The organism is Vibrio sp. FE10, from assembly GCF_030297155.1.
GTDB classification, from domain to species: domain Bacteria; phylum Pseudomonadota; class Gammaproteobacteria; order Enterobacterales; family Vibrionaceae; genus Vibrio; species Vibrio apostichopi.
The window spans coordinates 1,583,311-1,596,652 of sequence record NZ_AP028067.1 but is presented as its reverse complement, the minus strand read 5'-3'; the positions used below and the strand labels follow the sequence as shown (position 1 = coordinate 1,596,652).

Annotated in this window: 19 protein-coding genes and 1 pseudogene; 12 read left to right on the top strand and 8 right to left on the bottom strand. The window is 44.4% G+C overall.

Annotated elements, in window-relative coordinates; all coding sequences use genetic code 11:
* The first annotated feature begins 155 nt into the window (after positions 1–155).
* The 3 genes from QUF19_RS07245 (at position 156) to QUF19_RS07235 (ending at position 1,272) form a co-directional block, all read left to right on the top strand.
* The gene (locus QUF19_RS07245) at positions 156–431 is read left to right on the top strand and encodes an HU family DNA-binding protein (protein WP_192888868.1); all 276 of its coding nucleotides are present in this window, start codon (positions 156–158) and stop codon (positions 429–431) included.
* Between the two features lie 27 nt (positions 432–458).
* Entirely contained in the window at positions 459–605 is a 147-nt protein-coding gene (locus QUF19_RS07240) for a hypothetical protein (protein WP_017106021.1), read from the top strand.
* Between the two features lie 463 nt (positions 606–1,068).
* Entirely contained in the window at positions 1,069–1,272 is a 204-nt protein-coding gene (locus QUF19_RS07235; protein ID WP_286298104.1) for a hypothetical protein, read from the top strand.
* Positions 1,273–1,314: 42 nt separating this feature from the next.
* Here QUF19_RS07235 and QUF19_RS07230 read toward each other — a convergent pair whose 3' ends face one another.
* Positions 1,315–2,406: a transporter substrate-binding domain-containing protein gene (locus tag QUF19_RS07230; protein ID WP_286298102.1), complete on the bottom strand. Its 1,092-nt coding sequence runs from the start codon at positions 2,404–2,406 to the stop codon at positions 1,315–1,317.
* A gap of 300 nt (positions 2,407–2,706) precedes the next feature.
* Between QUF19_RS07230 and QUF19_RS07225 the strand changes: the two genes are divergently transcribed.
* Positions 2,707–3,093: a VOC family protein gene (locus tag QUF19_RS07225; protein WP_017109753.1), complete on the top strand. Its 387-nt coding sequence runs from the start codon at positions 2,707–2,709 to the stop codon at positions 3,091–3,093.
* A gap of 121 nt (positions 3,094–3,214) precedes the next feature.
* Entirely contained in the window at positions 3,215–3,619 is a 405-nt protein-coding gene (locus tag QUF19_RS07220) for a helix-turn-helix transcriptional regulator (RefSeq protein WP_286298101.1), read from the top strand.
* A gap of 94 nt (positions 3,620–3,713) precedes the next feature.
* Here QUF19_RS07220 and QUF19_RS07215 read toward each other — a convergent pair whose 3' ends face one another.
* Positions 3,714–4,145, bottom strand: coding sequence for a PaaI family thioesterase (locus QUF19_RS07215; RefSeq protein WP_286298100.1), 432 nt, complete (start codon positions 4,143–4,145; stop codon positions 3,714–3,716).
* 44 nt (positions 4,146–4,189) lie between these two features.
* On the opposite strand from QUF19_RS07215, the gene QUF19_RS07210 reads away from it, so the two are divergent.
* On the top strand, positions 4,190–4,468 hold the full coding sequence (locus tag QUF19_RS07210) for a DUF134 domain-containing protein (protein WP_286298099.1): 279 nt from the start codon (positions 4,190–4,192) through the stop codon (positions 4,466–4,468).
* Positions 4,469–4,511: 43 nt separating this feature from the next.
* Here QUF19_RS07210 and nqrM read toward each other — a convergent pair whose 3' ends face one another.
* Together nqrM and QUF19_RS07200 are read right to left on the bottom strand one after the other, a co-directional pair.
* Positions 4,512–4,709, bottom strand: coding sequence for a (Na+)-NQR maturation NqrM (nqrM, locus tag QUF19_RS07205; protein WP_286298098.1), 198 nt, complete (start codon positions 4,707–4,709; stop codon positions 4,512–4,514).
* Positions 4,706–5,152, bottom strand: coding sequence for a NifB/NifX family molybdenum-iron cluster-binding protein (locus QUF19_RS07200; RefSeq protein ID WP_286298097.1), 447 nt, complete (start codon positions 5,150–5,152; stop codon positions 4,706–4,708). Before QUF19_RS07200 ends, nqrM begins: the two co-directional genes overlap by 4 nt.
* A 239-nt stretch (positions 5,153–5,391) precedes the next feature.
* Between QUF19_RS07200 and QUF19_RS07195 the strand changes: the two are divergent.
* Positions 5,392–6,218, top strand: a pseudogene (locus tag QUF19_RS07195) (DMT family transporter).
* Positions 6,219–6,249: 31 nt separating this feature from the next.
* On the opposite strand, the gene QUF19_RS07190 reads toward QUF19_RS07195, so the two are convergent.
* Both QUF19_RS07190 and QUF19_RS07185 read right to left on the bottom strand, forming a co-directional pair.
* Complete coding sequence (locus QUF19_RS07190; protein WP_286298096.1) at positions 6,250–7,653, bottom strand: sensor histidine kinase; 1,404 nt, start codon at positions 7,651–7,653, stop codon at positions 6,250–6,252.
* Entirely contained in the window at positions 7,637–8,311 is a 675-nt protein-coding gene (locus QUF19_RS07185) for a response regulator transcription factor (RefSeq protein ID WP_286298095.1), read from the bottom strand. The genes QUF19_RS07190 and QUF19_RS07185 overlap by 17 nt, the downstream gene beginning before the upstream one ends.
* 218 nt (positions 8,312–8,529) lie before the next feature.
* On the opposite strand from QUF19_RS07185, the gene QUF19_RS07180 reads away from it, so the two are divergent.
* From QUF19_RS07180 to QUF19_RS07170, 3 genes are all read left to right on the top strand, one after another.
* Positions 8,530–9,027 (top strand): GlcG/HbpS family heme-binding protein, encoded by a 498-nt coding sequence (locus tag QUF19_RS07180; RefSeq protein ID WP_286298094.1) that lies wholly within the window; start codon positions 8,530–8,532, stop codon positions 9,025–9,027.
* Between the two features lie 248 nt (positions 9,028–9,275).
* Positions 9,276–9,713: a hypothetical protein gene (locus QUF19_RS07175; RefSeq protein WP_286298093.1), complete on the top strand. Its 438-nt coding sequence runs from the start codon at positions 9,276–9,278 to the stop codon at positions 9,711–9,713.
* Positions 9,714–9,745: 32 nt separating this feature from the next.
* Positions 9,746–9,925: a DUF1289 domain-containing protein gene (locus tag QUF19_RS07170; protein WP_286298091.1), complete on the top strand. Its 180-nt coding sequence runs from the start codon at positions 9,746–9,748 to the stop codon at positions 9,923–9,925.
* A 9-nt stretch (positions 9,926–9,934) separates the two neighbouring features.
* Here QUF19_RS07170 and rcnR read toward each other — a convergent pair whose 3' ends face one another.
* Positions 9,935–10,210, bottom strand: coding sequence for a Ni(II)/Co(II)-binding transcriptional repressor RcnR (rcnR, locus tag QUF19_RS07165; protein WP_286298089.1), 276 nt, complete (start codon positions 10,208–10,210; stop codon positions 9,935–9,937).
* Between the two features lie 340 nt (positions 10,211–10,550).
* Here rcnR and QUF19_RS07160 point away from each other — a divergent pair, with 340 nt between their 5' ends.
* Both QUF19_RS07160 and QUF19_RS07155 read left to right on the top strand, forming a co-directional pair.
* Positions 10,551–11,273, top strand: a complete 723-nt coding sequence (locus QUF19_RS07160) for a DUF1007 family protein (protein WP_286298087.1) — start codon at positions 10,551–10,553, stop codon at positions 11,271–11,273.
* A gap of 94 nt (positions 11,274–11,367) precedes the next feature.
* Positions 11,368–12,483 (top strand): nickel/cobalt transporter, encoded by a 1,116-nt coding sequence (locus tag QUF19_RS07155; protein ID WP_286298086.1) that lies wholly within the window; start codon positions 11,368–11,370, stop codon positions 12,481–12,483.
* A gap of 45 nt (positions 12,484–12,528) precedes the next feature.
* Here QUF19_RS07155 and QUF19_RS07150 read toward each other — a convergent pair whose 3' ends face one another.
* Entirely contained in the window at positions 12,529–13,179 is a 651-nt protein-coding gene (locus tag QUF19_RS07150) for an ArsR/SmtB family transcription factor (RefSeq protein WP_286298085.1), read from the bottom strand.
* Positions 13,180–13,342 lie beyond the last annotated feature (163 nt).

Genomic DNA, 13,342 nt, shown 5'->3' with positions numbered 1-13,342 from the left:
TTGATTGAACCGACAGATGCTTTTATAGTCGATTTTGTTGGTTACTTTACAAAGCCCTACCCAATCACTGACATTATCTCAATTGCTATTGATAAGATCGTATCAGCTAGGTGCTAAAGGTAGACGCCAGCCGTACTCAATAAGGAATATAGATTATGAACAAATCTCAATTAGTTGAACACATCGCGACTTCTGCAGACATCTCAAAAGACCAAGCGGGCACAGCGTTAAATGCTCTCGTTGAAGGCATCTCTACTACGCTTGCTAACGGCGATGATGTGTCCATCCTTGGATTTGGCAGTTTTAAAGTGAACACTCGTGCTGCACGCACTGGTCGTAACCCACGAACTGGAGAAGAGATTCAAATTTCAGCATCAAAAACGCCAGCCTTTAAAGCAGGTAAAGCTTTAAAAGAGGCATGCAACCTTTAACACCGCAATACAACAAGGAAAGTTACGATGACTACGCCAAAAGAAAAAGCGAAAACCAGTCGCAGTAAAAAAGCTGGCAAGTCTACTAAAGCACAAGCCGAAACGCCCAAGACTCGTCAACGTATTGAAGAGCTAATGGAACAGCGTGAATTGGCCAAACTGTTAGAGTTATAGATTGTTATCGTTCAAATGCCACTGCAGCCTTGTAGTGGCATTATTTGACATGTAAACCGCAACATCGTATCGATAACTCTGCTTCCTCAACACTGTATTCCCACGTAGCTCCCCTCTCTCGAACAATTTAAACGACCTCTCGCTGCAATTCAGCCACTCAATTAATACGTTGATGAAATATGGTATCGCCTACCACAGTATCCTTTAGGGTAGATGGCTGCTAACTAGTTAGGCCTGAGCGTATCCCCCTTTAACGTCAATTACTTCATTGATTTCAATTACAGGACTGGGGGACTTCCAAAAACGAAATTTTAGCTTACTGGCTTTAAGCCGATATCGCGTTGACGGTTACGTTTGAGAAGCGCATGCTTTTATTTCCGAGCAGAATAGTTTTGGCCACATTAATAGCCTAACCCGCCCATAACTTGTTCTGTGCAACGCATCAGATTGAATGGTAGGTCACATGAATAAAGTTATTATGTTAGTAATGGGGCTGCTTTTTACCAGTCGATTGTTTGCCAGTATCGTGCCGCATGTTAGTCAGTTAGAGCATGATGCGCCTATTCTCCTTCGCTCAGCATTGATTGTCGGTGTTTCGGCTTATGCCGTTTGGACCGCGTTCAAGTACTTCAAGAAAAACAAAGCCTCTGGGTCAGATCAGCTCTAGGGCTAGATCTAGGAAATCTCTTAAGTCGGCAGCTGATGTCGGTTATTGATCCGCAAAGTAATCGACCAAGATTTTACGCCACTTACGCGACTCGCGAATTTTCAGCAGCGCGCGGTTTATCTCTTCTTCGTACGAATTGTTTTCCGTAATGATGAAACCATAGTTTTGCTTTTCTAGCTGATAAGGCAACACCTCCAAGTCATCAAATTGTCCCGTCATTCTGCCGTTACCGATCATATATTTGAGCACTACATCGTCGGCAACAATGGCTTCAACTTCGCCGTCCTCTAAAGCTGCCAAAAGCCTTGGCATATCCACATAACTCTTATGTCGGATACCAAAGCTTGTGAGCATCAAAGAAGAAGTCGTCGCGACTTTTGCCCCTACTTCAACATCCGCAAGATCATTAACGCCTTTAATATTTGAAGAGCCTTGGCTGAGCGTAAGCTTACTGGCTAACACGGCGGTAATACTGGCGATGAAAAGCATACTCAACACACCAATGAACACCGTGGCAATTCGTCCGGTTAAGCTCTTAAACTCAAAGTAATTGAATGGTCCTCTAGTGATGAACAGCAAGCCCAGTATGAAGCTTTCTAACCAACGACCGGTGCGACTTTTCATCGAATAGAGTTTTTCATTCTCGCCGTGTTCCAATACGTAGAAAAAGGCGCCAATAACCCCTGAGATAAAAACGATGACACCAATGATCAGCCACAATGCGGGGTTCAAGAAAATGGCATGTAAGGTGTGAAGATAACCCTGCTTCTTCACCGCGATGGCAAGATGAGTTTCGTAAAATGAATGGGAAAAGTCAGCGAACAACTCGCGTTCTGGGGTGATTGAAATACAAGACACACCGATGTCGATTTTCTCCGTCTCAATCGCATTGAGTAACTCATCCAACCTATGATTCTCTACCGTAAACTCGACGTCCATTTCTTTTGCGATCTGTTCCCAAAGTTCAATACTCAAGCCATTCCACTCGCTCTCCATCGAACTAATAACAAAGGGCGGACACGGGTACACACCGACTTTAAGTGGAGCAGAGGAAGCAAAAGTACTGAAGAATAGAAAAAGAGAAACGATTGAAGTGACACTGTATCGGAATGTCGATTTGAAGAATTTGTGCATCAGCAGCCCTCCAGAAAAAGGCAGCGATGAATTGAATCGAGTGCGAAGGCTCGCCTAACGAACACACATTAATGTCCCCAGAAGTGGAGAGAGTTTATGATAAATTCAATACTGCCCTAGCTTTAACAGTTATAACTTTAACTATAGAGAACCCTATTTATTGTGCAAAGAATGGGCTCAACAAAGTACGAACTATAGGACAGCTCGACTCTACACTTTCAGAAAAGCAATATAGAATAAGTATTGTCACCGCCTTCTGGTTATTCTTTTCCTGTTCCCAACAATTAAAGGTAGTTCGCAATGAAAATCGTCGTAACAAGTGTTCCCGTTGAAGACCAAGACAAAGCACTGGATTTCTATACCAATATTCTGGGCTTTATCAAGAAGACAGAAGTCCCGCTCGGTGAACACAAATGGTTAACGGTTGTGTCCCCTCAAGAACAATCGGGTGTTGAACTGCTGCTTGAGCCAATGGCGTTCGAACCCGCTAAGCAATACCAAGATTCATTGAAAGAAGCTGGTATTCCTTGGACGTCATTTGCTGTTGATGACGTTAACGCGGAATACGAAAGATTGGTTGCTCTAGGGGTTGAGTTCTCAATTACGCCAAGAGAAGCAGGAAGCGTGATGATCGCCGTATTAGACGATACCTGTGGTAACTACATCCAGTTGATGCAACTGCTATAACGCTCTGCTCATTCAACCAACGGGTGCCGCCAAAGGTGTCACCTGTTGGTCGCTCTGCCTCTTTCGTACTGAACAAGTACTAATATAAATAAGTGTCCATCCAATAACGGGTTAACGTGCAATGTCATCACCCCCTAAAACATTCTATGAACAAGAGCTCGACCGTTTGGACAGTGAGATAGCACTTCCAGCCAAACATTACGTGCTCATCCGACAATCGAAGCGATTCATAGAAGCGTTCTATCCAGAAAAAATAGAGTTAGATGACCTAGCCAAAGCCGCATTTATGTCTCGGTTCCACTACATTCGTATATTCAAACAGGTATACGGCGTGACACCCAGGAACTACCTGAAAGACATGCGCATTTCCAAAGCTAAAGAACTCTTGAAGCAGGGCCATTCTGTCACCGATGTTTGCATGAGTGTCGGTTATGAAAGCTTGGCGACTTTTTCGACGACCTTTAATAAAAGCACAGGTTACTCACCCAGAGAGTATCAACGTTTGTATAGTGATAACCTGAAATAACGTTCGATTTGAATGCCCTGCCGAACTTCACCCCATACGCATTCCACCGACTCCAGACCTATCAACGTGTTACCTGACGCCTAATAGCTAAAACCTAAGACATAAACTGGCTTTGTGCCGATGAACACAGCTTTCCATTTTGAGTGATTCGGCTCTCTAAGAAGTGAATGTTGCGTCTGCTTTTGACCCATTGAGCGCGAATTTCTAACTCTTGACCAATGGCTATTGGATGATGAAAGCGTGACGTTAAACTCACAGTCATCGCATTGATACTATTTTGGAACAAGCAATGCAGCATCGCACTGTCGTGTAACGTGGTGACAATACCGCCCTGCATGATGCCATCGTAGCCCTCAGCTTTATCTGTTGGTACAATCTTAGCGAAAGCTTCATATTTAGCTAGAGCTTCATACTTAATTAAAGTCTCGCGCTCGCCAACAGCTTCAAAGCAAATGGGGCTGTCCGTGAAAAAGCCTTGGCTGCATACTTGGCAACGCCGATGGTTGTGAGGAATGAAAACCTTCATACTTATCCTTATTCCTTTTTACCCTTAGATTCCTAGAGATTGATATGGCTCGACCAAAAAAACATCGCCAGTTATGTACCCGTGCGGCTTACTCTTGTTTTAAGCCCAATGGTGTTCCTATGGATGAGCTTCAGAAAGAAGAACTGCTATTAGAAGAGTTAGAAGCCTTACGCTTGGCTGATCAAGAAGGATTGAGCCAGCTTGAAGCCGCAGAACAGATGCAGGTGTCTCGTCAAACATTCGGCAACATCATTAAGCGTGCACGAGCTAAGGTAGCCAAGTGCATCGTCAACGGCCACGCGTTATTGATTCAAGGCTCATAGTCCGAAGCTTTCACTTTGCTTGTCGAGAGACTCTTAATGGACATTAATGTGATGGCTCAGTAATCTGATACAACGTTCGGCTATGCTCTTCACACACATCCTTGCAATTGCATTCTCGCTCAATGTCTAACTGCGCGAGCCCTCCACAACTGCCTTTGATTGGCTTACGTGAAAAAATCACGCCTATCGCCATCAGAAAGACGATTCCAACAAAACCCAGTAGCGTGAGTAAGAAAGTCATTTACGAACACCTCGAATAACACTGAACCTATTCGACCGTGGCATGTTAATCGACGTTTCTTTCTTGTGTCCTTTGTCACCGCACGTTTTCTCGCGACACCCGCTATTTCGCGACTCGCGACCATAATCGAGGTCAGTGACTTCTTGCAGATTGCTGAAATCCAGCGAGGCAACTTCCGCCTTTCCTGTCGATGCAAAAACTCGAATATCGTTATTGAACAAGTGCGCTAGCATCTTCTTCCCTATGTGACGGACAACTACAGCCTTCACATCGTATGATTTAACGACAGACATCCATTGTTTCTTCTTATTGCACGGGCTGTCCGACTCAACCAAAGGAATAAGCTGCTTTATTTGTTGTCGCTCATCGACAATAGCTATCTGCGGAGAACGAGCAAAGTGGTTACCGACATGAAGGTCGCGACAAGGTACTGCGTATAACATGATAACTTCCTGTTATTGATGATTAGGAGTTCAGCATACGCCTCGTTATTGGCATATGCCAATAATTATCGTGTGGAAAATTAGATTTACTGTTTGTAGAGATCTTAACGATGAATAGGCAAAATCTAATAAAACATTGGATATCAATTGAATGCAGCGGTTAAACTCTGAACAATCACTAAGTATGGAAATCTGACACGCACACGAGGGAAATCACTATCTCATCAACGATTCTTTGGATGATAGGCACACTGATGTCATTCAGTTTGATGGCCATTGGAGCGCGAGAGCTCAGTGGTAACATCAGTACTTATCAAGTCTTGCTTGTGCGAAGTGTCATTGGTTTGTGCGTCGTATCATTTCTGATCTTTGCGTCTAAGCAAAAGGAACTGTTTCAAACACAGCGACTGCGCCTTCACAGCCTCCGTAATGTCTTTCACTTTGGTGGTCAGTTTGGTTGGTTCGTTGGGATTGGATTGCTTCCGCTATCTGAAGTGTTTGCACTCGAGTTCACTGTCCCACTTTGGACGGCATTACTGGCAAGTCTCTTTCTGGGTGAAAGCCTCACACTCAAGAAAATGATGCTATTGCATTAGGGTTGCTAGGTGTTGTCATCATTGTTCAACCGACACAAGACGTCATGAGTGTTGGCGCTATTATTGTGCTGTGCGCGGCGTTTTGTTACGCGGTCGCGCATACCTCAACCAAATCATTAGCCAGTACCGAGGCTCCGCTTACTATCTTGTTCTACATGTGCTTAATTCAACTGCCGATAGGTTTGGTTCTGTCTTGGCAAGTATGGAAAACACCCTCAGCATTAGAGTCCGCTTGGCTGTTGCTCGTCGCTCTATCGGCACTCTCCGCTCATTATTGTTTGACCAAAGCCATGAAGAACGCTGAAGTGACTCTGGTGATGATACTCGACTTCTTTAGGCTGCCTGTTATCGCAGTTGTAGGGATTCTCTTGTATGACGAACCGTTAACGTTGGCTTTAATCATTGGTGGTGTGGTGATGCTGATCGGTAACTTACTCGTTACCTACAAGAGTCGTCGTCGGCCTTCGTAGCCAATAAAAACCATAACAGGCACCCCGTTCACTAAAGCGTAAGAGTGAACGTGCTCCCCACACCCAACTCAGATTTCACAACTAAGGTGCCTTCAAGGTTATCAACCATAGCAAGCGCTAGAGACAAACCAAGACCATACCCCTCAACGTTGCTGCGGCTGCTGTCGACTCGATAAAGCCGCTCAAAAATCAGGTCCTGATACTTCTGTTCAATGCCAACACCAGTGTCTTGGATACTTATAGCAACCTTGCCCTCTGCATTTTGCTCCGCTTTGACGGTCACTCTTCCTCCGGGCTCGGTGTACTTAATCGCATTATCAACAAGATTAACCAAGACCTGAGTCAACTTGTCTGGGTCTGACTGAATCACAAGACCATCAGCGCTCTCAACTACCAGCTCGATTTGTTTATCTTCTGCGACATCTTCATACCAACTCACCACGTTGCCAATCACATCCGATACCGGTGTCGATACTTTCTGTGGTATGCGTTTACCAGTCAGTTCGTCGTTCAACTTCATCAAGGCAGTTAGCATATTACTTGCCTGCATAGCGTGTTCAGAACAGTCAGCCAATGCATCTTTCATTGCTTGCTCATCGGCGTTGTTCAGTAGTGCGGTTTGAGACGCCAAAGTAATACGCGACAAAGGAGTTCGAATATCATGAGCAATCGCATCCACCGTCGTATTCAAGGTTGTCGTTACATGCTGAAGCTTTGCAACTGCGGTGTGAACACTGGAACTGATCACGTTAAGTCCTTGCGGTATTTCAGATTCGGATTCTGTCTTAGTGTCAGTGCTAGGAAACTCTAACTGCCCTTTTTTAAGCTTATCGAGCAGGTCACCAAAGGTAATGAGCGGTGACATCGCACTCTGGATAATGTTACGAGTAAATACCGCAGTCACCGCCACAAGTGCAAGCAACGCATACAAGGTCATTAGCCATTGATTGTAGGCAATAAAGTCTCTTGCTCGGTTATCCAAAACCAACCAGAAATCATGCTGCTCTCCTTCAATAGATAACGACATATAGGGACTAAAGATGAAGCTTTCCAACCATGAGCGATTCTCATCAATTTGGTAGCTGGAAAAAGGTTGTTCTATTGATAGGTTTTGAGCACCAGCGATGAATACTCCCTCAGATGAAACGCCCTTCTCAACCTTATAAGCCGCAATGTTGTTTTCGAGTAGCCGATGAGGATTGGCTTCTAAAACATGGACCAATCGCTCACTCGAATCGTAAGTTAAAATGCGCTGATACTCGGTCGACATAGACGTAAGGATTTTCTTCTCGGTTTGATAGAGATCGAAAAAGAAAATAGCCCCGACGATCAACTCCACCAACAGTAAGCAGAGCAGCAAGGTCGACATAAAGCGAACCAACAAATGCCTCTGCGTTTTGGCAAGCGCCTGTTCAACACTACGACTTGAGGACATAGCCAACACCTCGAAGTGTGTGAATCAATGGCTTAGAAAAACCCTTATCGACTTTGCTGCGAAGACGGCACACCAGTACATCGACCACATTGGTTTGTGGATCAAATTGATGCCCCCAAACATGCTCAAGGATCGCCGTTTTCGACATAACAGCCTCTGGATTTTCGAGCAGCAACTTCATCAGCATAAACTCGCGCTGGTTGATGGTGATCGTTTGTTGATCTCTTTGTAGCGTGTGTTTAAGAAGGTCTAGACTCAGCGAATCGTAATGCAGTTCTAATGCTTGAGGTGTAGGCTGTTTGCCTCGGCGCACCAAGGTTTGGCAACGAGCAAGCAGCTCAGGAAATGCAAAAGGCTTCACTAGATAATCATCAGCGCCCGACTGTAATCCTTGTACTCGCTCTTCCACTGAATGCTTAGCACTTAATATGATGACGGGCATCGCGTAGCCCTGCCCTCTGAGTTCAGCCAACACTTCAAATCCGTCTTTCTTGGGCAACATGATATCGAGAATGATCACGTCGTATTCTTCGGTTATGGCCTCATGCAATCCATCAACACCATCTGCTGAGTGAGTCACCGTTATCCCTTCTTGCTGAAAACCATTCACCAAAAATCTCGCGATATGAATGTCATCTTCAATCAATAGTATTTTCATTAACGTCCGTTTATCTGTTAGCCGTGGTCTGAATACACTCTATCAATATCCTTTCTCGAATATAACCAACATTGCAACTTTGTAATGTTCTAGAAAGCCAGTCGTAATCATGCGTTCGTTAGTATGAACCTGTTGATTAAAAGTGGCTTGTTCATACCAAACAAGTCCCTAGAACCAAAATCCAATATTTTGAAAACAAATGCTTTAACGGAGTAAACATGAAAACGACAAAACTTACTGTACTAGCAGCAACTCTTAGTTTCCTTAGCCTTTCTCACAATGCAATGGCGGCAGAGACACAATCGGTCTCTTTCACTCAAATCTCATCAGAAGCAGCATTCAAGCTTGCCCATGAAGCCGTCAATCAATGTGAAGCCGATGGCTACAAGGTTTCTGCGACTGTTGTTGATTTGTCGGGCAATGTGATTGCTCAACTGCGTTCTGATGGCGCTGGCATCCACACACTTGATAGCTCACGCAAAAAAGCGTTCACCGTGGCAAGCATGAAGCAGCCGTCAGGTAACTTGATGAAGCTCATCGCCGACAAACCTATCATGCAACCCTTACAGAATATGGACGACAACTTGTTGTTCCTAGCAGGTGGCGTTCCAGTACAACTGAACAATGCCATGATTGGTGCGATTGGTGTGGGTGGTGCTCCGGGTGGTCATTTAGATGTCGCATGTGCTGAAAAAGCGATTAAGAAGTTCTTCTAAAATCCGTTTACCAAAAACACTGACTGATCTAGAAAAGCGGCCTAGTACCCTCCTTGCCCAATCAAAAAATGCCTCGCTCTTGCGAGGCATTTTTTTGTTCAAACGACTAAGAACCACCCTCTTAATCTTAAACTTCAAATAACCACATATACTAGGGGGTAGTATTTTATACTGGAGGGGAGTATAGTTTTTTTGAACGATATATCTCGTATCCCCTAGCAACCCTATTAGCAAAGTAGAGTTTCCAGATGAAAGACGTTAAGGGTGTGTTCCGCAACCTAGAGAAAATGCTACGAAACGCGAATTGGTTTGAAGATGGTTGGGAAATCCATAACCGTGGTGAGTACCTTCAACTCTATAAAGAGAACTGGTTTAACCAAAGCCAAGGCGGCATTCACTTTGAGACGTTTATCGAAGGCCCTCAAATCAAACAGAAAGCCTTTCCTATTTGCATGCACGCAGAAGAAGATTGCCCCGCTCAAGCTGAATTTATACGTCAGTTTAAAGAGTTAGAAAAAAGCCGCATTGAAAGTTGGAAGGGATACAAAACCCAAGACAACAGTTACGGCATTTGCCAACGAACGTTACCGTTAAACTTCAAAAATCTTGAACAGCGTTTGTTTGAAGAATTCAACCGATTACGTACTCTTGAAGCAAGTGTCGACAAAGTTCTAGACAGACTCTAACTAAGACTGACTTTAAATAGGACAGACTCTAAATGAAAAAACAAAAAAGCCCATGTATTGATATGTGCGACTTTTCAAACAGTAAGGGATGGTGTTTAGGCTGCGCTCGAACCCGAGAAGAGTGTAAGGCTTGGAAAACGATGAAGCCTTACGCCATCAATACTCTTAAGAAAGAACTGCAGAAAAGAAAGTCACAAATGAAAGCAGATTAACCGAGCCGATTATTTGATGTAAGAGTCGAGCACCTTAAGCACCACTTCCATATCTTCTTCACGCTGAACTTTGTCATCTTCTAACACGACGTGCTCTAGCAGATGGCCTTTAATCACTTCTCGCATCAAGCCATTCACAGCACCACGAATGGCTGAAATCTGTTGCAACACATCCTGACATTGCTGCTCTTCATCATCCAACATCTTTTTCAGACCATTAACCTGACCTTGTATCTTGCTAACTCGAGCCTTGAGTTTTTTCTGATCTTTGGCTGTGTGTGACATAACGTGGTTACTCAATGTGATGGAAGAAAGAATTTAACAAGTAATATAGCACCTTACCTATACTGGGGGGTAGTTTATAAGGCCATCAAGAGTGTATTCCAATCGGCTCGTTTAAAGCCAAAATCAAGTAGTCCAACACTCAAGCATTGGCTGAGCTAATGCTGAAAAGAACATTATTCAACGAATTAATGGCAGTAAGAGAATTAGACAGACGATCATGGATTGAGAAAATTTTGAAGCAAACAAACTTACATTTTGAATTGAACAAGCTAACAATTTGAAATGAATAATCCCGCAGATTGTTATATTATAACATCACACTAAATAACCATTCGTCCTCATGAAACAGCTATTTGTTCTAACCAACGCATTCAATAAACTCTCTTCGCGCTATGTAAGCCGTTTTTCAGCGGGCTTACGTTCTATTAAGCGCTTGCCTCTTTGGTTGGCATTCTTGTCTTTTGCTCCGACCCTGCAAGCCCACCCTCACTCTTGGGTTGAAATGAAAACCCACATCGAGGGCGAAAACGGCATGATCACTGGCCTTTCAATGGAATGGTCTTTTGATGCCATGACATCCATGTACATGTTAGACGGGGAAGATGTCTCTCCAGAGAAAGAAGTCGAGACATACAAAAACCTTGCAGCATCCGTCATCGAAAACATGATGTACGAGCACTACTTCACCTACTTCTACGATGGCGAAGAGCCAATCAAATATCAAGTTGCTGAACATGCCAAATTTGAGCGTGACAAAGCCAAAATGGTGCTCACTTTTGATCTACCGCTTTCAAAGCCAAAGCCAGTGACAAGAGACTCGCTTCGCGTGCTGATTTTTGACCCGAGTTACTTCGTCGATATGTCGTGGATCTCAAATGGTGATGTGACCTTATCACCTGCGCTCGCGAGACAATGCAAGTTGGAGATTGTTGAACCGAACCCGACACCTGAACAAATGAGCTATGCGATGTCTCTGCCTGCCGATGCGGATCCAGACAACACGTTGGGCCAACTGTTTACTCAATCGGTTGAGCTTCATTGTGCTGCGGTTCCAGCGTCTTAATCATAATGGGTCGTTTCAGTCATAAAACGTCTTAACTCAAACTCATTAAACCTCTCACTCAATGAGAAAGGTCTCTGATACAGGTTCTTGTTAAATGCAGAAAAATCAATTCAAAACAAATTATTACCTCATTGGTATGGGCGCTTTATTGCTGGTTGCTGTCGGCGCATATCAATTGTGGTCTATGTGGCCATCATTGGTTATCTCTAGTATCCAATGGCAAAGAGAAGTTAACTCTGAGCTAGCCGACCTACTCTATGAAGCTAAGTCTAACCCTTGGGGCGCAGGCAGCTACCTCATCGGATTCAGCTTCGTCTACGGTATGCTTCACTCTTTAGGCCCAGGACACGGCAAGGTTATCGTGTCTACTTACTTAGCGACGCACCCAACTAAGGCGAAAGCCAGTTTAGTGCTCACGGTTGTCTCTGCGTTTTTACAAGCGCTAGTCGCGATCTTATTGGTGAGTGTATTGCTGTGGGGCTTTAGTGCTTCAATGCGAGTGGTGAACGACAAAGCCAATATGTTTGTCTCATTAAGCTTTGCGTTAATCGCGGTAGTCGGTACTTTGATCTGCTGGAAGGCTCTGAAAAACATCTACACCACGATGCGCAAACCAAAGTTGAAAGTGAAAGCCATCACCACACTAGCTGCTGATGCGTCTTCGCCAATGGCTGCTCGATCTTCGATTTCAGACCAATCACCAATGGCGCTTCGCTCATCAGTATCTGCTGGTTCAATAATGTTGAATCCATCTAGCGCATTACAACCCACAGAACACGCTCACGCAGATCATTCTCATGGCGACTGTGGATGCGGCCACCAGCATGTAGCCGATGCCGATGCGATAAACAAAGCTTCAACGCTCCGTGAATACGCCGGAATCATTGTCACTATTGGCGTAAGACCTTGTACAGGTGCCATTATGGTTCTGCTGTTCGCGAATATGGTCGGCTTGTATTGGATGGGCGTGTTAAGTGCCTTCGCCATGGCGGTAGGTACCGCATTTACGACCTCGACGATTGCAATCATGACACTGACAGGCAAGAACTTGGTAAAACGCTATTTGGCAGCAGGTAACAAGAATAACAGTGCATCATTGAAAGTGGCTGGTCACTATCTTCAGCTGTTCGGCGGCATTCTATTGTTGTTGATTGGCTTGCTGTTAATGAACGGGCAAGAGAGCGGCATGTCTCCTGTGTTTACTATGTAATTGGTAGAGACGAATAACGGGCAGCTCGTTTGCTGCCCAATACCATTATTGACTTATAAGGAAATGCCTGTGAAGTTCTTGGTATCCTTTCTTGGTAATCACCACTTCACGATATCCCGGAACTCTCTCAATCCAATGGTGACTTTCAAAGAAGTTAAGTAGAGACGCCCCTAAATAACCGCCCACATGGAACTTCCGTTCGCTCCAATCTAAGCAAGGACAACACTTCTTACGCTTAGTCTTTGCATCCAGTAAGATACCTAGCTGCAAGAATTTTTCTTTCCCCTGCTCGGTAAGGTCATTGCCCTCGCTATCAATCCAGCCATTCGCTGTCAGAGAGTCGTACAATTTCACCGCAACCTCGCCCGCCAAATGGTCGTAGCAAGTTCTCGCTTTAAGTAGCTCTTTAGGCACTTTCGAGTGGGATGGATTACTGACTTGGGAAGTCACGCCCATCATGGTTTCAAGCAGTGACGCGATACTATGGCTATACAGGCGAAAGTATCGATGTCGCCCTTGTGACAAACACGTCACTAGGTTGGCTTTTAAAAGCCGAGACAAGTGAGCGCTTGTTGTTGAGGCTCCTATCTCAGCGACGGTACTGAGCTCCGTCGCAGTCCAAGCTTTACCATCCATTAGCGCACATAAGATCTTCATACGAGAAGTATCCGACATAGCCGCAGCAAGCGCTGCCATATCGGTTTCTTGGCTATAATTTATAGGTTCTGTGGAACAAGGATTTTGTTTACTCAAATTAGGACCGTCTATCAATTCGTCGATGAAAACCAATGTGTCATTCTTCGTTAAGCTATCATTCGCTTATCAGAGTTACAATCAAGCGTCTTTTAGATCTCAAACA